The sequence below is a fragment of the Xanthobacter sp. 126 genome (assembly GCF_000526175.1).
Lineage (GTDB): Bacteria > Pseudomonadota > Alphaproteobacteria > Rhizobiales > Xanthobacteraceae > Xanthobacter > Xanthobacter aminoxidans.
This window is the reverse complement of sequence record NZ_JAFO01000001.1, coordinates 3,609,365-3,628,546: the sequence shown is the minus strand read 5'-3', so window position 1 is coordinate 3,628,546 and position 19,182 is coordinate 3,609,365. Positions and strand designations below refer to the sequence as shown.

Sequence of the window (19,182 nt, the reverse complement as noted above, 5' to 3'; positions counted from 1 at the left end):
TCAAGCCCCGGCGCACCCTCCAGATCTCGGTATGAGCGGTATTTGAGGACGCTTCATTACTTCTTGTCGGGAGCGGGACTCGCCAAAGACGGGCCGGCGGCCTGCATCACCGCCTCCGTGTCGCCCAGCCAGACCTGATCCTCGACCTTCAGCGCCTCCAGCACCCGCCGCAGAGCGGCTGCTCCCGCCGGCGTGCCGACGACGAAGGGGTGGATGCCGATGGCGACCACCGTTGCCGGCCGTGCCGGATCGGCTTTCGCCTCGCGGGCCAGTTCGCGCACGTAGTCGATCCAGAGGCGGGCGAGGTCGTCGGCTTCCTTGAAGCGGGAGAGATACTGGCCCATGTCCACCACGCTCGGCGGGTAGGGCACCATCACCAGCGGCGCCGGCTTGGTGTCGAGGCGCGCCAACACGTCGGAATCCATCCCGTCGAGGGTGTAGCGGATGCCTTCGGCGGCGGTGGCCTCGAACGTCTGCGCATCGGGATAGACGCTCGGGCTCGACCAGCCGGTGGAGCGCACGCCGGTGTCTGCCTCGATCATGTCCAGCGTCTTGCGGATATAGGCCCGCTGCGCCGCCGGCCCCTCCGACAAGGGCAGGAGGTCGGTGGAATTGTTCAGCCCGTGGGCGATGATGGGCGCTGACGGAACGAGCGCCCGCAGCGTCGCCCACACCTGCGGCTGCGCCTTGGGGAACTGGGCATTCAGCGCGAGGCTGAGGGGAACGCCCATCTCCTTGAACAGCCGGCCGGTGCGGGGCAGGCCGAAATTGATGGCGTATTGCCGGAACCCCTCGTCCACCAGATCGGGCATGCGGCCGCTCATGTCGGGGCGGAAGTTCGGCCCCTGTCCGTGGCCCCACGTCTCCACGTAGAGGATGAACAGCACGGCGACCTTCCTGCCGCCCGGCCATGCGGCGACCGGAATGTCATGCCGCGGCAGGCCGGTGATCCAGTCGGTGCCCGCGTCCTCTGCCGCCGGAGCGCGCGCGGGGATGAGCGCCGCGACGGCGGCGAGGAGAAGGGCGAAGATCGGTGCGCGCATGTCCCACCTGCCTGTGCATGGTCCCGGGCACGGATGTGCCGCGCCCGGGGCGCCGTTCAATGGAGATCGTCGAGGGAGGCGGCGCCCGATCCGCCGGAGATCAGCGCCGGCCACTGCTTCGAGCCGAACGGCACCTGCGGCGGCAGGAACGGCTCCTGTCCGCGCGCCTTCATCTCCGCGATGATGGCCTTGCGGGCATCGCCTCCCATCAGCTCGTAATCCATCAGCCGGTCGTTGTTGAAGAACAGTCCACCCACCGAGCGGTCGGAGATGATGCGCACCACCGCCGTGAGCATGTCCTCCGGCGTGGTGGTGAAGGAGACGGTCTCGATCAGGAACAGGCGGTCGTTGATGGCTTTCTCGCCGAAATACTGGGCGAGCACGCTGAACAGCACGTTGTTCTGGCGCGCAACATAGATGGTGTTGCTGGCGCCGAAGGCCTGATCGAAGCTGCCGCCGAGGTCCTTCTTCCAGCCGTCCAGCACGCCCATCCAGTGCTTCACCTGCGTCTGGGCCGCCCAGGCGATGGCGTTGCGCAGGACCGGCGCCTGCTTCTTCGCATAGGCCTGCACCGCATCGAAGGAGACGACGCCCTTGGCGAGGCTGTCCTCCATGAAGGCGATGTTGTTCTCCAGGATGGCGCGGGAATTCGCCCGCCACGCATCGGGCATCTCCGCCGCGCCGATGGTCTCCAGCGCGCTCTTCATCTCACTCAGATAGGCCCGCATGGGCGCGACCCAGGAGGTGTCGCTCGGCGTGTCCAGATACGGCAGCACGACCTCGGAAATGGCCATGGCGCTGTGGCCCAGCGACTTCATCACCTGATAGGCCCTGGGCACCGAGGGCGCCTCCAGCGGCGGCTGGCCCGGCCGGTAGAGGATCATGCGGCCGCCGGCGCCCGAGAACAGCGCGAGGATGACCGGATGGCTGGCGAGGATATTGCGGCGAAACGCGGTGCCGGCATTGTCGTACAGCGCGAACATGGTGGTGTTGAGCTGGAGGACGTTGCGGGTGGCGAGATCCTGCGCGGAAAGCGGCTGCGGCGGCCCTGAGATGGGCTTGAGATAGGCCGGTGGCTCGGCCGCGAGGGCGCCGGGCAGCGGCGTTGCGGCGAGCGCCGCCGCCACGGCCAATCCGACGGAACGGTATTTCATCGTTTCCTCCTCCATATGTCATTTTGCGCGGGTCGCTGGGGGCAGATCATTTGGGGCAGGCGGCGCCGCTCTCGACCCACGCCTTGACCAGGGCTTTCGCCTCCTGTTGCGATCCCGGCGCGGGCGTCCGCGCGCCGCCCGGATGCCAGGCCCAGCCGACCAGCGTGTCGTCGCCGATATGGGCGATGAGATCGGCGAGCGATCGTCCGCCGTTGCGGCTCGGGTCCTTGATCTGAATGCAGATTTCGGCCGGGCTCTTGCCTTCCCAGGCCATCTCGGCGGGCGCGAGATGCCATTCGGGATGGCCGGGCACGCCGGCCGGCGCGTAGTTCTCGCCGTGATGGCAGGTGCCGCACCTGAGGCTCGCGGTGCCGAACCCGTCCGCGCCGCGCGTCACCGGCGGCTGGTGCAGACGTGCGGAATCCCCCTGTCGGGGCCGATCCGTGGCGGGGTGGCAATTGGTGCAGCGCGGGTGGGTGAGCACCTTGCTCAGCTCACCGAAATAGGCTGCCGACCGCTGTGTCGGATCAGCGATGGCGGCGAAGGCGTCCGGCGCCGAAAGCGTACCTGCGGGCGCCGAAAGCGCGATCCCGGCTGCCGCCAGCAGCCCGGCGAGGGCCGCCGCAGGCAGGGTCATTGTGAGGCGCCTGTCGAACAGCATCGAAGCCCCTCAGGTCAGGAAGCGTTTGGGGTCGGCGAGCACGACATCGCGCACCGCCTGATGGTATTTCACGTAGCCGGAGCAGCGGCACAGATGGCCGTCGAGGGCCTCGGCGATGGTGCGCTCCAGATCGGCCCGGGGAATGGGCGAGCGTTCCAGCCGCTCCAGCAATACCTGCCCCTCATTGAGGAAGCCGGGGGTGCAATAGCCGCACTGGAAGGCGAAATGGGCGACGAAGCTCTTCTGCAGGGGCGTCAGCTCGCCGTTCGTCGCGTGGCCCTCCACGGTGCGGATGGCGAGCGTGTCGAAATCGGTGGCGGGCGCGATGCAGGTGGGCGTGGTCGAGCTGGTGCCGTCCGCATGATCCACGATGACCGCGCAACTGAGGCACTGGGCGGCGCCGCAGCCGAACTTGGTACCGGTCATGCCCAGCACTTCCCGCAGGAAGTCGTTCATGCTCAGGCCCTCGCGGACCTCGATGGGACCGTGGCTGCGACCGTTGATGGTGAGTGAGACCGGAGGCAAGCGGCTTCTCCCTTCACAGCACCCGCCGGACATCGTCCGGCGTGACGGGCAAGGCACGGAAACGATGCCCGGTGGCATCGTGGATGGCGTTGAGAATGGCGGGCACCACCGGGATCATGACCACCTCGGCCATGCCCTTGGGCGGCTCGTTCGGCGCAACGCGTGGCAAGACTTCCACCTCCAGCGCGTGGAGGGGAAGATCGGAGCCGCGGGCGACCACATAGTCGCCGAGGTTCCAGCGGCCGTTGCCGGGCCCGTCCTCGAACGGCGGCAGGGTTTCGAGCAAAGCGTAGCCAAGGCCCATGGCGAAGCCGCCCTGCGCCTGGCCGACCACCACCTCAGGGGTCAGCACCTCGCCGCATTCCAGCACGCTGTAGGCCTGGGAGACCCGCACGGCGCCGCTCGCCTTCTCGATCTCGACCTTGACCAGCGTGCCGCAGCTCGATGTGAAGGAGGTGCCGATCCGGTTGTAGCTAGCCGGCGGGAAGGCGATGAAGCTGCGGTCCAGCACCTTGAACGCACCGCCGCCGCGGCGCACCGCCAGCGCATCGAGATCCACGACCCATTCGAACCCGTCCAGCGGAAAAGCCGCCTGCGCCCATGCCCATCGGGAGAAGGCGTGGGCCATGGCGCCGGTGAGGCCACCCATCTCGTGCGCGCTGGCGGCCACCTTTTCCTGCTTCAGCGGCGGCAGGCCGGAGAGGATGAGCGCGCCGTCGAACCAGAAGGCCTCCTGCCACATGAAGCGGCGCGGATCGTCCTGGGCGATGCCCCACAGGCTGAGCGCCGCCGGCCATAGCCCGAAGCGAAAAATGAGCCGCGCTGCCTCGGCCGCCGCCTGGGTACCCACATGGGCGCCGATGGAGGCGCTGGTGGCCGAGCTGATCGCCGGCACCCAGCGCGGATTGCGGGCGGCTTCGCCCTGCTCCACCTGCGTGAGGGTGTAGGGATCGCCTGAGGTCACGAGCCCGAGTTCATCGAACGCATCGATGCGGGCGACGGAGACCGCATCCGCCCGCCGTCCGAGGAGGCCCGCCACGCGGTTCGCCACCGCCGTTCCGATGCCGTTGCCCATCTCGACCGCGTCGCAAAAGATGCGGATGCGCCCCTGGGGATCGACCTCCACCCGGCCGAGGGAGCAGTCCGCTCCGGTCCCGTAGTCCTTGGCGCAGACGGCGACGCCGGTGCCGACCAGCGTCCCGGCCGGGGCCGCCTTGCGGGCGGCAGCGCGGCCCCGCCACAAGGCGTGGCCTTCGAGCTTGTCGAGGATTTCCGGCGTGCGGATCGAGACGGTCCACGGATTGCCGGTCATGGTCAGATCGCCGGCCTTCAGCAGGTTGCGCCGCCGAAGGGTGATCGGGTCGATCGACAGGGCCTGCGCTGCTTCGTCCACCAGCGTCTCCAGAGCCGTGGTGGTCTGGAGCACGCCGTAGCCGCGCATGGACCCGGCCGTCACGCCGCGGGTGTGTTCGGCGAGGGTGGTCACGTCCACCTTCGGGACATCGTAGATGCCGATGGCTGATGTGGCCGACACTGCGGCCACGCTCGCCGAATAGTTGGCAAGGCCGCCGCCATCGAGGACATGGTCGGCCGCAAAGGCCCGCATCCGCCCGGTGGCGCGTTCGAAGGCCACCTGCGTGTGCATGTCGAAGGCATGGCGCTTGATGCCGCCCTGGAACTGCTGAAACCGGTCGTGGGTGAGGCGGATGGGGCGTCCCGGCAGGAACATGGCGGCCAAAGCCACGTAGAACGGGAACGGGCTATGGTCGCGTCCGCCGAAGCCGCCGCCCAGATGGGCGAAATGGCTCTCGATCCGCTCGGGGCGGAACCCCGCCGCCGCCGCTCCCAGAAGGTGGGCCAGCTCCTCGCTCGCTTCGAGCGGCGACTGGACGCCGAGCACCATCCTGAGCGCCTTGACCTGCTGGTCATACCAGGCGAGGCCGCCCTCCGGTTCCAGGAACATGGGGTCCACGGACTGGGTGCGGAACCGGCGGTCGAGGACCAGCATGTCCGGCGCGCCGGCGGCGATGAAGGCGCGGATGGCCTCGCCGTGGATGGCGCCCTTCTTGTACTGGCCGCCTTCGGAGGTGGGCAGCGGCTGCCAGACGGGCCGGCCGCCGGGCTCGAAGACGCCGGGGCTGATCCAGCCCTCGATCAAGGGCGAATAGACATCCGGCGCGCCGGGCGCATCCCCCGCGACGCGGGTGAAGCGCAGGGCGGCGTAGTTCGGCTCCGCCACGGGGCCGGTATCGGCGCCGAACCGGGCAGGGGCCTTCTCGCGCAGGATCGCCCGCGCCCGGTCGTAGGCATCGAACGTCTCGAACAGCAGAAGCGCCAGCGGCTGGCCGAGATAGAGCGGCGTCTTGCCCGCCGGGCAGAGCAGGTCGCCGGCATAGAAGGGCGGCACGCGGACCCCGGCGCGCTCCAGATCCTGCGCTGTCACGATCTGCGTCGGCCGGGCGCCGGCGTCCAGCGCGGAGAGATCGAGCCCGGTGAAGACATGGGTGGCATCGGCGGCACGCAGGAGCAGGGCATGGGCGGTCGTTGCCGGCCAGCCCTCCATGTCCGCCGCGCGGAAATCCGATGCGTAGAGCTTCGCGCCCGTCACCTTGGCCAAGGCATCGATGCGCCCGGTCGTGGCGCCGGGGAGGCGGGACGCGGCCGGGCCGGGGAGCGTCTGGCTCGCGTCGAAGCCGGCGCCCCGCGCCGCGCCGATGCGGCTCATGGCAAGCATGATCCCGCTGGCAGCAACCCACGTCACGAAATCACGCCGCGAGGGACGCATGTTTTTTCTTCCCCGGACCAAGTAAAAATCAGGGTATCAGTAATTTATGAATGCCGATACGTCGCATCATTTTTGGAAATTCGAGGCGTGCGGTGCGATAAAATTTAAATCAGGCGTTTAAATTTAATCTGGACGTGCAAGTGCGCATGCGCCCTGCCGGGCATATCCTGCCGTGTGGAGCTGTCCGTGCTTCACAGATGCTGTCCGCCGACGCTGCAGCTTGCCCTGCATACCAAACGCGCCGGAACTCTTCCTATTCCCTCATTTGAGGGATGGGGCTGGGACTGCTGTCGTCAGCCCGCCTCCTGTACGGTCGACCGGCGGTCGCCACCGTCGCCCATCTGGAACCGCCGCAGCAGGGTGGCGTGGGAGCGGACGCCGAAGTGGCGATAGACCGCCCGCTGGTATTGCGCGACCGTGTATTCGGAGAGGTTGAGGTTGACGGCGATTTCCTTGCGGGTGCGCCCGTCGAGCAGAAGGTTCAGCACCAGCCGCAGCCGGGGGGAGAGGCGGGGCACGCTGGCGCCGCGATCACTCGGCCAGCCCTGCTCGTGCAGCCAGGGCAGCTCGCTGAGCAGGATGTGGGCGATGCGCGCCTCCCGATCGGAAAACGGGGCCGCGTCCCGGCGCCGGAAGAGCGAAATGGTGCTCACGGCGCGCTCGTCGATGGGCCGGAGCGAGAAGATAAAGGGCCCGATATCCGCGTCGGCCAGGTGACTGCCGACTCCCGAGGCGACGAAGGTGGCTTCATCCACGATCTGCTGCCGTGTCCGGGTGACGTGGGCATTGCACGCGCGCATCTCGCCGAGCAGCTTCGCCGAGGTCCAGGCCATGTCGGGATGGGCGGCGGCGAGCAGGAGGCGCCCATAGCGCGCCTCGTCGAAACCGCCATGGGCCACGCCGAGATAGACCGGCTGTTCGCCCGGCTCCGCGAGGCAGCCGAGGCTCCAGGTCCAGGAATCAGCGCCGACCAGCGTCGAGATGCCGTCGATGAGCTGCCGCTTCACGCAGGAAAAGTCCGCGCGCGAGACAATGACGTCGCCCAGCAGCCTCACGATGTCGCGCACGTCGGAGGCGGACAGGAGGTCGTCCGGCGCGCATTCAAGAGGAGAGCAGGCAAGAGGAGGGCTGGAAAGAGGGGACATGTCAGGGCTCATGTCGCACCCGTGCTGGCTGTGGTGCCCCTGCATTTCCTTGAGGTCAGCAAAGACTGTCGCACTGTGACGGTTCGCGGACGCTGGGGCAAGGCGCCAGCCGTGGGAGCGATTTCTTGACGCCCGCCGATACCTCCGCATTGCGCGTTCGGCCGGCTCGACTATGGTCCCGGCACAGCTTTTGGGAGACGTGCGTGCGGGTAGCTCGACGTGGGGCCGTCGGTTTCGCGGCCGGGATGATTCTGGCGGCTTCGACCGTGCCGCCGCTCGCAGCCGCGCCGGTTGAAACGCTCGCGCCCGGCACGCTCTCGATCTGCATGTTCGCCACCTTCCCGCCCTTCGTCGGCAAGTCCGACGCCGGCGTCTGGGAGGGGTGGGACGTGGACTATCTCAAGGCCTTCGCCGCGACGCAGGGGCTGCGGTTCCAGCCGGTGGAGGTGGCGGATTTCGACGGGCTGTGGACACGCCCCGGTGCTGATGCCTGCGACATCGCCGCCTCGGGTATCGCCGACCTCGCCACGCGCCGGCAGGCGACCGGCGCGGCGGGGGTGTGGTCCGATCATTATTATTTCGTGCTGCGCGCCTTCGGCGTGCGCAAGGCCGATGCCGGGAAGCTGGCGCGTGCGGCCGACCTTGAGGGCAGGACCATCATGGTCATCGCCGGCTCGACGGCTGATGTGGACGCCCGCAGCCGCGTTGCACAGGCTCGGATCGCCGACGTGACCATCATCGGCACCTCGGACGATGTGGAAAATGCCCGGCGGGTCCGCGACGCCGCGGAGGGAGAAGGCCCGTTCGCCTTCGGCTCGGGGCTCGGCACCGTCCAGTACCTGTCGCAGAAGATGGGCCTCGTCCCGGTCTGGCCGCACTGCATGATGACGCCGGACGGAAACGTGCGGAACGAGCCGTTCTCCTTCATCGTCCGCGCGAAATCGACCGGCGTTGCGGACGCGCTGAACGCTTTCATCGCCGCGACGCCCTATGGCGCCGGCCGTGGCTCTGAGGCTTGTTCCGGGGACGGCGGATAGGGGGAGGGGGCCGCGTCGCGGCCTTGCCGGACCGGCCTTCGCGCGTGCGCGCGGGCGCGAACGGTTTTGCGCGCGGTTGTCCCGCCTCTTGCATCCGCTTCTGAAACCCCCTATCCCACGGCGGATTTTTTGGCGGCCCGCGCGGGGCGCTGACCGAGAGTGAGAGAGACGAAATGGCCAAAGAGAAGTTCAACCGCTCGAAGCCGCACTGCAACATCGGCACGATCGGTCACGTTGATCACGGCAAGACGTCGCTGACGGCAGCGATCACGAAGATCCTTGCGGAGTCTGGCGGCGCGACGTTCACGGCGTACGACCAGATCGACAAGGCGCCGGAAGAGAAGGCGCGCGGCATCACGATCTCGACGGCGCACGTCGAGTACGAGACGGCGAACCGCCACTATGCGCACGTCGACTGCCCCGGGCACGCCGACTATGTGAAGAACATGATCACCGGCGCGGCGCAGATGGACGGCGCGATCCTGGTGGTTTCGGCCGCCGACGGCCCGATGCCGCAGACCCGCGAGCACATCCTGCTCGCCCGTCAGGTCGGCGTTCCGGCGCTGGTGGTGTTCCTGAACAAGTGCGACATGGTCGACGATCCGGAGCTCCTGGAGCTCGTGGAGATGGAGGTGCGCGAGCTCCTCTCGAAGTACGACTTCCCCGGCGACGACATCCCGATCATCCGTGGCTCGGCGCTGGTCGCGCTCGAGAACGGCGATCCGGCACTCGGCCGTGACGCGGTGCTGAAGCTGATGGAGGCGGTCGACGCCTACATCCCGCAGCCCGAGCGTCCCATCGACCTGCCGTTCCTGATGCCGATCGAGGACGTGTTCTCGATCTCCGGCCGCGGCACCGTGGTGACCGGCCGTGTCGAGCGCGGCATCATCAAGGTCGGCGAGGAAGTCGAGATCGTCGGCATCCGCCCGACGGTGAAGACGACCGTCACCGGCGTCGAGATGTTCCGCAAGCTGCTCGACCAGGGCCAGGCCGGCGACAACGTCGGCATCCTGCTGCGCGGCACCAAGCGCGAGGACGTGGAGCGTGGCCAGGTCGTGTGCAAGCCGGGTTCGGTGAAGCCGCACACCAAGTTCAAGGCCGAGGCCTACATCCTGACGAAGGAAGAGGGTGGCCGTCACACCCCCTTCTTCACCAACTACCGCCCGCAGTTCTACTTCCGCACGACGGACGTGACCGGCGTGTGCACGCTGCCCGAAGGCACCGAGATGGTGATGCCGGGCGACAACGTGTCGATGGACGTGCACCTGATCGTTCCGATCGCCATGGAGGAGAAGCTGCGCTTCGCCATCCGTGAAGGCGGCCGCACCGTCGGCGCCGGCGTCGTCGCTGCCATCATCGAGTGATCGCAGCACTGGACCTCGGGTCCGGCGCGTGACGGAATAGGGCGGCGCCTTTGGGGCGCCGCCTTTTTCTTTTGGCCCGTCCCGAATCCCGCGCACCCCGCAGACCGATGATGCCTCCCACGGTCCCGGTGGCTTGCGCTCCCGGTTCGCGCCGGGCATCCTGTTTGGGCTCCCCTTTTGACGCGGCCATATGCGGCGCGTCCGGGTGCATCTCCAAAACTCGATAATGCAGAGGCAGGCGGCTATGGCGCGCGGCTCTACACGCTTGATTGTGCTCACGGGCGGTCCGGGTTCGGGCAAGAGCACCCTGTTGGATGCTCTTGCGAACGCCGGGCACGCCATCGCGCCGGAGGCGGGCCGGGCTGTCATCCGCCAGCAGATGGCCATTGATGGCCCAGCCCTCCCGTGGCGGGACAGGGCGGCGTTCGCGGAGGCGATGCTTGCCTGGGACCTGCGATCCTACGAGGAGCAGGCAGGGCGGGTCGGCCCGGTCTTCTTCGACCGCGGCATTCCAGACGTGGCCGGATACCTTTCGCTATGCGGGCTGCCGATTCCCCGGCACATCAGCCGGGCGTGCGCAGTGTTCAGATACAATACCCTCGTGTTCGTCGCTCCGCCATGGCGCGAAATCTACGCAAACGATGCCGAGCGCCGGCAGGATTGGGATGAAGCCGTGCGCACCCATGCGGTCATGGTCGACACCTATCGCGGCCTCGGCTACGAAACGGTGGAACTGCCACGGACCGACGTGACGGGACGAGCGGCCTTCGTCCTCGATCACCTCTAGCCGCCTTTGCGGTGGACAGGCCTGATCGCGCCCCGGCCCCCCTTTACAGCCGCGCGGCATCCCACTAAACACAGCCGGCCGATGCGCTGGGTCACTTCCCGGCGCGGCGGAGTCTACCCTCGAGGCAGGCTGATCGCTGAAAAGCTGATTCTGCCACGCTTTGGGGCGCAGGCCTTAGGAGTGTAGCTCAACTGGTTAGAGCACCGGTCTCCAAAACCGGGGGTTGGGGGTTCGAGTCCCTCCACTCCTGCCATCTTCGGGATGCCCACGATCCGGGCTGACGCGGGATGGCAGGTCAGGCGAGACGACGACGCCGGAATGGCACGGCTTGTAGGCGCGTTTCGGACGGCCCATATGAGGCGAGGTCCGACCCCGCCGAAGGCAAGCCCGCAGCAACGTCTCGCGAGAGCCGAAGCCGGCGGGAAAAGGATTTACGCGGCGTGTGCCGCTTCGCGTCATCGGAAGGTTCCGGTGCGTGGCAACCGGCGGCGCGGGAACGGGCGGCAACAGGAACGGACGGCGAGACGCCATGGCGAAGAACAGCCCGATGGAGTTCTATCAGCAGGTCCGCGCGGAAACGGCCAAGGTCACCTGGCCCACCCGCCGCGAGACGCTGATCACCACCGCCATGGTGTTCGTGATGGTCTTCCTGGCGTCCATCTTCTTCCTCGTCTCCGACCAGATCATCCGGTTCGGCGTCTCCACGCTGCTGACCTTCGGGCACTGAGGCGGGAGGCCCACATGGCGAAGCGCTGGTACATCGTTCACGCTTATTCCAACTTCGAGAAGAAGGTAGCCGACTCGATCCGCGAGCAGGCTGACCAGCGCGGCCTGACCGATCTGTTCGAGCAGATCCTCGTGCCCACCGAGAAGGTGGTCGAGGTGCGCCGCGGCCGGAAGGTGGATGCCGAGCGCAAGTTTTTCCCCGGCTACGTGCTGGTGAAGATGGACCTCACCGACGAGGCCTTCCATCTCATCAAGAACACGCCGAAGGTCACCGGCTTCCTGGGGGCCGACAACAAGCCCATGCCAATCTCCGAATCGGAGGCCATGCGCATCCTGCAGCAGGTGCAGGAGGGCATCGAGCGTCCGAAGCCGTCGATTTCTTATGAGGTCGGCGAGACGGTGAAGGTGTCGGACGGCCCGTTCGCGTCCTTCAACGGCATCGTGGAAGAGGTCGACGACAGCCGCTCGCGCCTGAAGGTGGCGGTGTCCATCTTCGGCCGCGCGACGCCGGTGGAACTCGAATTCGGTCAGGTCGAGAAGGTCTGATCGGAGCGGGCCGTCGCCCCCTCGGGGGGCAATGGTCCGAAGTCTGGCGCATTGCTCAAAGGGCAGTGTGCCGGCGTGGGAGGGGAGGGGGCGTCTCGCCAAGCGCCCTTTTGACCCGCACCACGCAATCCCGCCCGCCGCTCCCTCACCGGACGGCGGCGATTTTTGGGAGTTGTTGAAATGGCGAAGAAAATTACCGGTTACGTCAAGCTGCAGGTGCCCGCCGGCAGCGCCAATCCGGCCCCGCCGATTGGTCCCGCGCTCGGTCAGCGCGGCCTGAACATCATGGAATTCTGCAAGGCGTTCAACGCCCAGACCGCGCAGCTCGAAAAGGGCATGCCGATCCCGGTGGTGATCACGGCCTATCAGGACCGCTCCTTCACCTTCGAGCTGAAGACCCCCCCGGTCTCCTACTTCCTCAAGAAGGCCGCCGGCCTCGAGACGAAGAAGAAGCCCGGCTCGGGCTCGAAGACGCCCGGCAAGGGCACCTTCGTCGGCAAGGTTACGCGCGCCCAGCTCGCGGAGATCGCCGAGAAGAAGATGAAGGATCTGAACTGCGACACCGTTGAGGCCGCCGTCCAGATGATCGAAGGTTCGGCCCGTTCCATGGGCCTGCAGGTTCAGGGGTGAGCGCCATGGCGAAGGAAGGCAAGCGCATCCGCGCCATCAACGAGGGCATCGACCGTAACAAGCTGTACGGCCTCGACGACGCCCTCAAGCTCCTCAAGGAGCGCACCACCGCCAAGTTCGACGAGACCATCGAGGTCGCGCTGAACCTGGGCGTCGATCCCCGCCATGCCGACCAGATGGTTCGCGGCGTGTGCAACCTGCCGAACGGCTCCGGCCGTACCGTGCGCGTGGCGGTGTTCGCCCGTGGCGCCAAGGCCGACGAGGCCAAGGCGGCGGGCGCCGACATCGTGGGCGCCGAGGACCTCCTGGAGACCATCCAGGGCGGCACCATCGAGTTCGATCGCTGCATTGCGACCCCGGACCTGATGCCGCTCGTCGGCCGTCTCGGCAAGGTGCTCGGCCCGCGCGGCCTGATGCCGAACCCGAAGGTCGGCACCGTGACCATGGACGTGAAGGGCGCCGTCGCCGCCGCCAAGGGCGGCGCGGTGGAGTTCCGCGTCGAGAAGGCCGGCATCATCCACGGCGGCATCGGCAAGGCTTCCTTCCCCGCCGACAAGCTGGCCGAGAACATCCGCGCCTTCGTGGACGCGGTGGTGAAGGCCAAGCCGGCCGGCGCCAAGGGCACTTACCTGCAGCGCGTGGCGGTTTCCTCCACCATGGGCCCGGGCATCAAGGTGGAGCCCTCCACCGTGCTCACCGCCTGATCGGTCGAGATCAAGCTTCGGGAAAGGCCGGGCCGGTGGGTCCGGCTTTTTCGTTTGAATGTCACGTTTTGGCGAGGTCCGCGCGGGCCCTTCCGCCGGCGCATGGCAGGCCGGCGGCTGCCGTATGCAAAAAGTGCGCAAGGACGATGATCGGGGCGTGACAAGGCTGGCGTCAGCCTTTATATGGGCTGTTTCCGGGTGGCGTGCCGCCCGGATCAGGTATTGTGGCTTTCGCCCTTGACCGGGTGGAAGGGCTGGGAGGGTTCGCCCGCCCGGCCTTGTCGTCTGTCAGGCGTTCGGGTGGCTCCTTGGAGCCTTCGGGCGAACCAGCAGGCAAAGTCCTGTCCGAGACTGCCGGTGCCTCGATGGAGGCCTGATGGAGATGCGCCCCGCAAGGGATGTTCGCTCAATCGGGCCGAGGATCAAGGCTTAATTCCCGACATCCGCCCTAACGGGCGGTTAATGGGGAGCCAGCATAGACGGGGAAGACCGGAATTTGCCCTCCGAGCGGCCTGCGCCGGCGGAGATGAAGATCGGTTCGGAACCAGCGCCTTGCGCTTCGCGACACGGTTTACCGTGCCCGGGCAATAGGGGACAGGGCATGTGAGCGTCGCGGATCGCGGCCTTCCATGTCGTCAGACAGGTTGGCCGCAGGACGCGGCAAGGCGCAACCGGCGGGACCGGATGCCTCCTTCGGGAGGTGGATGGTGCTGCCAAGGCTTAAAGAGAGCCAGACGTGGATCGAGCGGAAAAACAAGAGCTCGTCACGACGCTCACGGATGTGTTCAAGAGCACGTCCGTCGTCGTGGTCGCCCACTATTCCGGCCTCACCGTGGCCCAGATGTCGAAGCTCCGTCGACAGATGAAGGCCGAGGGTGCGACCGTGAAGGTGGCCAAGAACCGCCTCGCCAAAATCGCTCTGGAAGGCTCCGACGTCGCCCATGTGGCGTCCCTGCTGAAGGGACCCACCGTGATCGCCTATTCGGATGATCCGGTGGCGGCGCCGAAGGTTGCCGTCGAGTTCGCCAAGGCCAACGACAAGTTCGTTATCCTCGGCGGCGCGATGGGCAAGACGGCCCTTAACGTGGACGGTGTGAAGGCGCTTGCCACACTCCCGTCCCTGGACGAACTGCGTGCCAAGCTCGTCGGCCTCATTCAGGCCCCGGCGACCAAGATCGCGCAGCTCACCACGGCACCGGCGGCCAAGCTCGCCCGCGTGTTCGGGGCCTATGCCAAGCAGGACGAAGCAGCGTGAGGCCGCGGCCGCCATTGGCGGCCTGATCTCGCAATTCCAAAATCCGAACCTATCTTAAGGAAAATCCCATGGCTGACCTGACCAAGCTCGTCGACGAGCTGTCCTCCCTCACCGTGCTTGAGGCCGCCGAGCTGGCGAAGCTCCTCGAAGAGAAGTGGGGCGTTTCCGCCGCCGCCGCCGTGGCCGTTGCCGCGGCTCCGGCCGCTGCCGCCGCCGCGGTGGAAGAGCAGACCGAGTTCACCGTGATGCTTGCCGCCGCCGGCGACAAGAAGATCGAAGTCATCAAGGAAGTCCGCGCCATCACCGGCCTGGGCCTCAAGGAAGCCAAGGACCTCGTGGAAGGCGCTCCGAAGCCCGTCAAGGAAGGCGTGTCCAAGGACGAGGCCGAGAAGCTCAAGGCCCAGCTCGAGAAGGCTGGCGCCAAGGTCGAGCTCAAGTGAGCTTTTGACGTTTCGGGTCCCGGCCTCGTGCCGGGACCCGTTCCATAGCCGGCCGGAAGGCCGGACAGGGAGAGAGACGGTTCTCCCGGCAGCCGATCCGGACGAGGTTCGGGGGCTGCCGGGAGAGCCGTCATGGTGCTGAAAGGGGATGGCGTTTCGCCCCCAACCCTTGAAGGCACGATGGCTGACAGAGGTTCCGGTGCCGGCGCGGCGAGCCCGCCTCCTTCGGGAGGACAGGGGCCGGCCCGAGAGACCAGGACGGACGAGGATCGAGATGGCGCAAACGTTCACCGGTCGTAAGCGGATCCGCAAGTTCTTCGGCAAGATCAAGGAAGTGGCCGAGATGCCGAACCTCATCGAGGTTCAGAAGGCGTCTTACGACCAGTTCCTCCAGATCGAGGAGCCCAAGGGCGGACGCGACGACGACGGCCTGCAGGCGGTGTTCAAGTCGGTATTCCCCATCTCCGACTTCTCCGGCGCGGCCATGCTGGAGTTCGTCCGCTACGAGTTCGAGCCCCCGAAGTATGACGTGGACGAGTGCCGCCAGCGCGGCATGACGTTTGCCGCCCCGCTCAAGGTGACGCTCCGCCTCATCGTGTTCGATGTGGATCCGGACACCGGCGCCAAGTCCGTCAAGGACATCAAGGAGCAGGACGTCTACACCGGCGATATCCCGCTGATGACCATGAACGGCACGTTCATCGTCAACGGGACCGAGCGCGTCATCGTCTCCCAGATGCACCGTTCGCCGGGCGTCTTCTTCGACCACGACAAGGGCAAGACCCACTCTTCGGGCAAGCTCCTGTTCGCGGCGCGCATCATTCCCTATCGCGGGTCCTGGCTCGATATCGAGTTCGACGCCAAGGACATCGTCTATGCGCGTATCGACCGTCGTCGCAAGATTCCGGTGACGAGCCTGCTGTACGCGCTGGGCCTCGACAACGAGGAAATCCTCTCGACCTTCTACGAGAAGGTGCCCTACGAGCGTGCGAAGGGCGGCTGGCGCATGCCGTTCGATCCCAAGCGGATGAAGGGCTACAAGGCGGTTTCCGACCTGGTCGACGCCGACACCGGCGAGGTCGTGCTCGAGGCCGGCAAGAAGCTGACCGTGCGCGCCGCCCGCCAGCTCGCCGAGAAGGGCCTCAAGGCCCTGCGCATCTCCGACGAGGAGATGGTCGGCCAGTACATCGCCGAGGACCTCGTGGACCTCGCGTCCGGCGAGATCCACGCCGAGGCCGGTGACGAGATCACCGAGAAGACGCTGAAGCTGCTCGAGGAAGCCGGCTACAACGAGATTCCGATCCTCGACATCGACCACGTCAACACCGGCGCGTACATCCGCAACACGCTGGCGGCCGACAAGAACGTGACCCGCGAGGACGCGCTCTTCGACATCTATCGCGTCATGCGCCCGGGCGAGCCGCCGACGCTCGATTCGGCGCAGGCCATGTTCCACTCGCTGTTCTTCGATCCCGAGCGCTACGACCTCTCCGCGGTCGGCCGCGTGAAGATGAACATGCGCCTCGACCTCGACTGCCCCGACACCGTGCGGGTGCTGCGTCGCGACGACATCCTCTCCGTCATCAAGACGCTGGTGGAGCTGCGCGACGGCAAGGGCGAGATCGACGACATCGACCACCTGGGCAACCGCCGTGTCCGCTCGGTCGGCGAGCTCATGGAGAACCAGTACCGCGTCGGCCTGCTGCGCATGGAGCGCGCCATCAAGGAGCGCATGTCGTCCGTCGACATCGACACCGTGATGCCGCAGGACCTCATCAACGCGAAGCCGGTGGCGGCCGCGGTGCGCGAGTTCTTCGGCTCGTCGCAGCTGTCGCAGTTCATGGACCAGACCAACCCGCTCTCCGAGATCACGCACAAGCGGCGCCTCTCGGCCCTCGGCCCGGGCGGTCTGACCCGCGAGCGCGCCGGCTTCGAGGTGCGCGACGTGCACCCGACCCACTACGGCCGCATCTGCCCGATTGAGACGCCGGAAGGCCCGAACATCGGCCTCATCAACTCGCTGGCGACCTTCGCCCGCGTGAACAAGTACGGCTTCATCGAGGCGCCCTACCGCCGCGTGGTGGAGTCGAAGGTCACCGACGAGGTGGTCTATCTCTCCGCCATGGAGGAGGGGAAGTACTACGTCGCGCAGGCCAACATCCCGCTCGACAAGGACGGCCGCTTCGAGGAAGACCTCATCGTCTGCCGCCATGCGGGCGACGTGCTCCTCGTGAGCCCCGACCGTGTGGACTTCATGGACGTGTCGCCGAAGCAGCTTGTTTCGGTGGCCGCGGCGCTCATCCCGTTCCTTGAGAACGACGACGCCAACCGCGCGCTCATGGGCTCCAACATGCAGCGCCAGGCAGTTCCGCTCGTGCGCTCGCAGGCGCCGCTGGTCGGCACTGGCATGGAGGCCGTGGTTGCGCGTGACTCCGGCGCCGCCATCGCCGCCCGCCGCACCGGCGTGATCGATCAGGTGGACGCCACCCGTATCGTCATCCGGGCCACGGAAGAGGCCGACCCCTCCAAGTCGGGCGTCGACATCTACCGGCTGATGAAGTTCCAGCGTTCCAACCAGTCCACCTGCATCAACCAGCGTCCGCTGGTCCGCGTGGGCGATCAGGTGCGCAAGGGCGACATCATCGCCGATGGCCCGTCCACGGAGCTGGGCGAGCTCGCGCTCGGCCGCAACGTACTCGTCGCCTTCATGCCGTGGAACGGCTACAACTTCGAGGACTCGATCCTCCTCTCGGAGAACATCGTCAAGGAAGACGTGTTCACCTCGATCCACATCGAGGAATTCGAGTGCATGGCCCGCGACACCAAGCTCGGGCCTGAGGAAATCACCCGCGACATTCCCAACGTCTCGGAAGAGGCGCTCAAGAATCTCGACGAGGCCGGCATCGTCTATATCGGTGCCGAAGTCCGCGCGGGCGACATCCTCGTCGGCAAGATCACGCCGAAGGGCGAAAGCCCGATGACGCCGGAGGAGAAGCTCCTCCGCGCCATCTTCGGCGAGAAGGCCGCCGACGTGCGCGACACCTCGCTGCGCCTGCCGCCCGGCACCACGGGCACCATCGTCGAGGTGCGCGTGTTCAACCGCCACGGCGTCGACAAGGACGAGCGCGCGCTGGCCATCGAACGCGAGGAGATCGAGCGTCTCGCCAAGGACCGTGACGACGAGCAGGCGATCCTCGATCGCAACGTCTACGGCCGCCTGACCGAGATCCTGGACGGCAAGGTCGCCATCGCGGGGCCGAAGGGCTTCAAGAAGGAGACCGCCGTCACCCGCGAGACCCTCGGCGAGTATCCCCGCTCGCAGTGGTGGCTGTTCGCCGTCGCCGACGACGCCATCATGGCCGAGCTGGAGGCGATCCGCGCCCAGTACGACGACTCGAAGAAGCGGCTCGAGCAGCGCTTCCTCGACAAGGTCGAGAAGCTGCAGCGCGGCGACGAGCTGCCCCCCGGCGTGATGAAGATGGTCAAGGTCTTCGTCGCGGTGAAGCGCAAGATCCAGCCCGGCGACAAGATGGCCGGCCGCCACGGCAACAAGGGTGTGGTCTCGCGCATCGTCCCCGTGGAGGACATGCCGTTCCTGGAGGACGGCACCAACGTCGACATCGTGCTGAACCCGCTGGGCGTGCCCTCGCGCATGAACGTCGGGCAGATCCTCGAGACGCATCTCGGCTGGGCCTGCGCTGGCCTCGGCCGGCAGGTGGCCGCCGCGGCGGAAGCCTATTACGCCAAGCAGGACCTGAAGCCCCTGCGTGACCGGCTCGAGATCATCTACGGCAAGGAAGAGATCGAGCAGATCAAGGACAGCGAGCTGCCCGAGCTTGGCGAGAACCTGCGCAAGGGCGTGCCGATGGCCACCCCGGTCTTCGACGGCGCCCACGAGGCGGACATCGAGCAGGAGCTGGAGCGGGCGGGTCTCGACCGTTCGGGTCAGTCCACGCTGTTCGACGGGCGCACCGGCGAGCCGTTCGATCGCAAGGTGACGGTCGGCTACATCTACATGCTGAAGCTGCATCACCTGGTCGACGACAAGATCCACGCCCGGTCGATCGGTCCCTACTCGCTCGTCACCCAGCAGCCGCTGGGCGGCAAGGCGCAGTTCGGCGGCCAGCGCTTCGGCGAAATGGAGGTGTGGGCGCTTGAAGCCTACGGCGCCGCCTACACGCTGCAGGAGATGCTCACCGTGAAGTCGGACGACGTGGCCGGCCGTACCAAGGTCTACGAGGCCATCGTGCGCGGCGAGGACACGTTCGAGAGCGGCATTCCCGAGAGCTTCAACGTGCTCGTGAAGGAAATGCGCTCGCTCGGCCTCAACGTCGATCTCGAGAACACCTGACGGGCGTTTGAGCCCGTCACCCCGCGCAA

16 protein-coding genes and 1 tRNA gene are annotated in these 19,182 nt (G+C 67.0%); 11 read left to right on the top strand and 6 right to left on the bottom strand.

What is annotated here, in order from left to right; all coding sequences use genetic code 11:
• Nucleotides 1–56: 56 nt before the first annotated feature.
• The 6 genes from XAN126_RS0117285 to XAN126_RS0117260 all read right to left on the bottom strand — a co-directional run bounded on the left by XAN126_RS0117285 (nucleotide 57) and on the right by XAN126_RS0117260 (nucleotide 7,313).
• Entirely contained in the window at nucleotides 57–1,043 is a 987-nt protein-coding gene (locus XAN126_RS0117285) for a polysaccharide deacetylase (protein WP_024279846.1), read from the bottom strand.
• 56 nt (nucleotides 1,044–1,099) lie between these two features.
• Nucleotides 1,100–2,197, bottom strand: coding sequence for a hypothetical protein (locus XAN126_RS0117280; RefSeq protein ID WP_024279845.1), 1,098 nt, complete (start codon nucleotides 2,195–2,197; stop codon nucleotides 1,100–1,102).
• Nucleotides 2,198–2,243: 46 nt separating this feature from the next.
• Complete coding sequence (locus XAN126_RS0117275; protein ID WP_245272272.1) at nucleotides 2,244–2,834, bottom strand: Isoquinoline 1-oxidoreductase subunit; 591 nt, start codon at nucleotides 2,832–2,834, stop codon at nucleotides 2,244–2,246.
• 33 nt (nucleotides 2,835–2,867) lie between these two features.
• The gene (locus tag XAN126_RS0117270; RefSeq protein ID WP_024279843.1) at nucleotides 2,868–3,383 is read right to left on the bottom strand and encodes a 2Fe-2S iron-sulfur cluster-binding protein; all 516 of its coding nucleotides are present in this window, start codon (nucleotides 3,381–3,383) and stop codon (nucleotides 2,868–2,870) included.
• A gap of 13 nt (nucleotides 3,384–3,396) precedes the next feature.
• Nucleotides 3,397–6,168, bottom strand: coding sequence for a molybdopterin cofactor-binding domain-containing protein (locus tag XAN126_RS0117265; RefSeq protein WP_024279842.1), 2,772 nt, complete (start codon nucleotides 6,166–6,168; stop codon nucleotides 3,397–3,399).
• 293 nt (nucleotides 6,169–6,461) lie between these two features.
• Nucleotides 6,462–7,313: a LuxR C-terminal-related transcriptional regulator gene (locus tag XAN126_RS0117260; protein ID WP_024279841.1), complete on the bottom strand. Its 852-nt coding sequence runs from the start codon at nucleotides 7,311–7,313 to the stop codon at nucleotides 6,462–6,464.
• Between the two features lie 266 nt (nucleotides 7,314–7,579).
• Between XAN126_RS0117260 and XAN126_RS0117255 the strand changes: the two genes are divergently transcribed.
• The 11 genes from XAN126_RS0117255 (at nucleotide 7,580) to rpoB (ending at nucleotide 19,153) form a co-directional block, all read left to right on the top strand.
• Nucleotides 7,580–8,350: a transporter substrate-binding domain-containing protein gene (locus tag XAN126_RS0117255; protein WP_197024052.1), complete on the top strand. Its 771-nt coding sequence runs from the start codon at nucleotides 7,580–7,582 to the stop codon at nucleotides 8,348–8,350.
• A 173-nt stretch (nucleotides 8,351–8,523) separates the two neighbouring features.
• A complete protein-coding gene (tuf, locus tag XAN126_RS0117250) occupies nucleotides 8,524–9,714 on the top strand; it encodes an elongation factor Tu (protein ID WP_024279839.1) in 1,191 nt (396 codons plus the stop codon).
• Between the two features lie 244 nt (nucleotides 9,715–9,958).
• Nucleotides 9,959–10,501, top strand: coding sequence for an AAA family ATPase (locus tag XAN126_RS0117245; protein ID WP_197024051.1), 543 nt, complete (start codon nucleotides 9,959–9,961; stop codon nucleotides 10,499–10,501).
• Between the two features lie 176 nt (nucleotides 10,502–10,677).
• Nucleotides 10,678–10,754 (top strand) — tRNA-Trp (locus XAN126_RS0117240).
• Nucleotides 10,755–11,030: 276 nt separating this feature from the next.
• Entirely contained in the window at nucleotides 11,031–11,228 is a 198-nt protein-coding gene (gene secE, locus XAN126_RS0117235; RefSeq protein ID WP_024279837.1) for a preprotein translocase subunit SecE, read from the top strand.
• Between the two features lie 14 nt (nucleotides 11,229–11,242).
• Nucleotides 11,243–11,773, top strand: a complete 531-nt coding sequence (nusG, locus tag XAN126_RS0117230; protein WP_024279836.1) for a transcription termination/antitermination protein NusG — start codon at nucleotides 11,243–11,245, stop codon at nucleotides 11,771–11,773.
• A gap of 180 nt (nucleotides 11,774–11,953) precedes the next feature.
• Nucleotides 11,954–12,403: a 50S ribosomal protein L11 gene (gene rplK / locus XAN126_RS0117225; protein WP_024279835.1), complete on the top strand. Its 450-nt coding sequence runs from the start codon at nucleotides 11,954–11,956 to the stop codon at nucleotides 12,401–12,403.
• Nucleotides 12,404–12,408: 5 nt separating this feature from the next.
• The gene (gene rplA, locus XAN126_RS0117220) at nucleotides 12,409–13,107 is read left to right on the top strand and encodes a 50S ribosomal protein L1 (RefSeq protein WP_024279834.1); all 699 of its coding nucleotides are present in this window, start codon (nucleotides 12,409–12,411) and stop codon (nucleotides 13,105–13,107) included.
• A gap of 736 nt (nucleotides 13,108–13,843) precedes the next feature.
• Nucleotides 13,844–14,362 carry a 50S ribosomal protein L10 gene (rplJ, locus tag XAN126_RS0117215; protein ID WP_024279833.1) on the top strand — a complete coding sequence of 173 codons (519 nt, stop codon included), beginning with the start codon at nucleotides 13,844–13,846 and terminating at the stop codon, nucleotides 14,360–14,362.
• A 68-nt stretch (nucleotides 14,363–14,430) separates the two neighbouring features.
• On the top strand, nucleotides 14,431–14,802 hold the full coding sequence (gene rplL, locus XAN126_RS0117210) for a 50S ribosomal protein L7/L12 (protein WP_024279832.1): 372 nt from the start codon (nucleotides 14,431–14,433) through the stop codon (nucleotides 14,800–14,802).
• A gap of 274 nt (nucleotides 14,803–15,076) precedes the next feature.
• The gene (rpoB, locus tag XAN126_RS0117205; protein ID WP_024279831.1) at nucleotides 15,077–19,153 is read left to right on the top strand and encodes a DNA-directed RNA polymerase subunit beta; all 4,077 of its coding nucleotides are present in this window, start codon (nucleotides 15,077–15,079) and stop codon (nucleotides 19,151–19,153) included.
• Nucleotides 19,154–19,182 lie beyond the last annotated feature (29 nt).

Excerpts from the sequence above, each read along its gene's own strand:
- XAN126_RS0117285 (WP_024279846.1), bottom strand. The coding sequence starts at position 1,043 with ATGCGCGCACCGATCTTCGCCCTTCTCCTCGCCGCCGTCGCGGCGCTC.
- XAN126_RS0117280 (WP_024279845.1), bottom strand. The coding sequence starts at position 2,197 with ATGAAATACCGTTCCGTCGGATTGGCCGTGGCGGCGGCGCTCGCCGCA.
- XAN126_RS0117275 (WP_245272272.1), bottom strand. The coding sequence starts at position 2,834 with ATGACCCTGCCTGCGGCGGCCCTCGCCGGGCTGCTGGCGGCAGCCGGG.
- XAN126_RS0117265 (WP_024279842.1), bottom strand. The coding sequence starts at position 6,168 with ATGCGTCCCTCGCGGCGTGATTTCGTGACGTGGGTTGCTGCCAGCGGG.
- XAN126_RS0117260 (WP_024279841.1), bottom strand. The coding sequence starts at position 7,313 with ATGTCCCCTCTTTCCAGCCCTCCTCTTGCCTGCTCTCCTCTTGAATGC.
- tuf (WP_024279839.1), top strand. The coding sequence starts at position 8,524 with ATGGCCAAAGAGAAGTTCAACCGCTCGAAGCCGCACTGCAACATCGGC.
- XAN126_RS0117245 (WP_197024051.1), top strand. The coding sequence starts at position 9,959 with ATGGCGCGCGGCTCTACACGCTTGATTGTGCTCACGGGCGGTCCGGGT.
- secE (WP_024279837.1), top strand. The coding sequence starts at position 11,031 with ATGGCGAAGAACAGCCCGATGGAGTTCTATCAGCAGGTCCGCGCGGAA.
- nusG (WP_024279836.1), top strand. The coding sequence starts at position 11,243 with ATGGCGAAGCGCTGGTACATCGTTCACGCTTATTCCAACTTCGAGAAG.
- rplK (WP_024279835.1), top strand. The coding sequence starts at position 11,954 with ATGGCGAAGAAAATTACCGGTTACGTCAAGCTGCAGGTGCCCGCCGGC.
- rplA (WP_024279834.1), top strand. The coding sequence starts at position 12,409 with ATGGCGAAGGAAGGCAAGCGCATCCGCGCCATCAACGAGGGCATCGAC.
- rplL (WP_024279832.1), top strand. The coding sequence starts at position 14,431 with ATGGCTGACCTGACCAAGCTCGTCGACGAGCTGTCCTCCCTCACCGTG.
- rpoB (WP_024279831.1), top strand. The coding sequence starts at position 15,077 with ATGGCGCAAACGTTCACCGGTCGTAAGCGGATCCGCAAGTTCTTCGGC.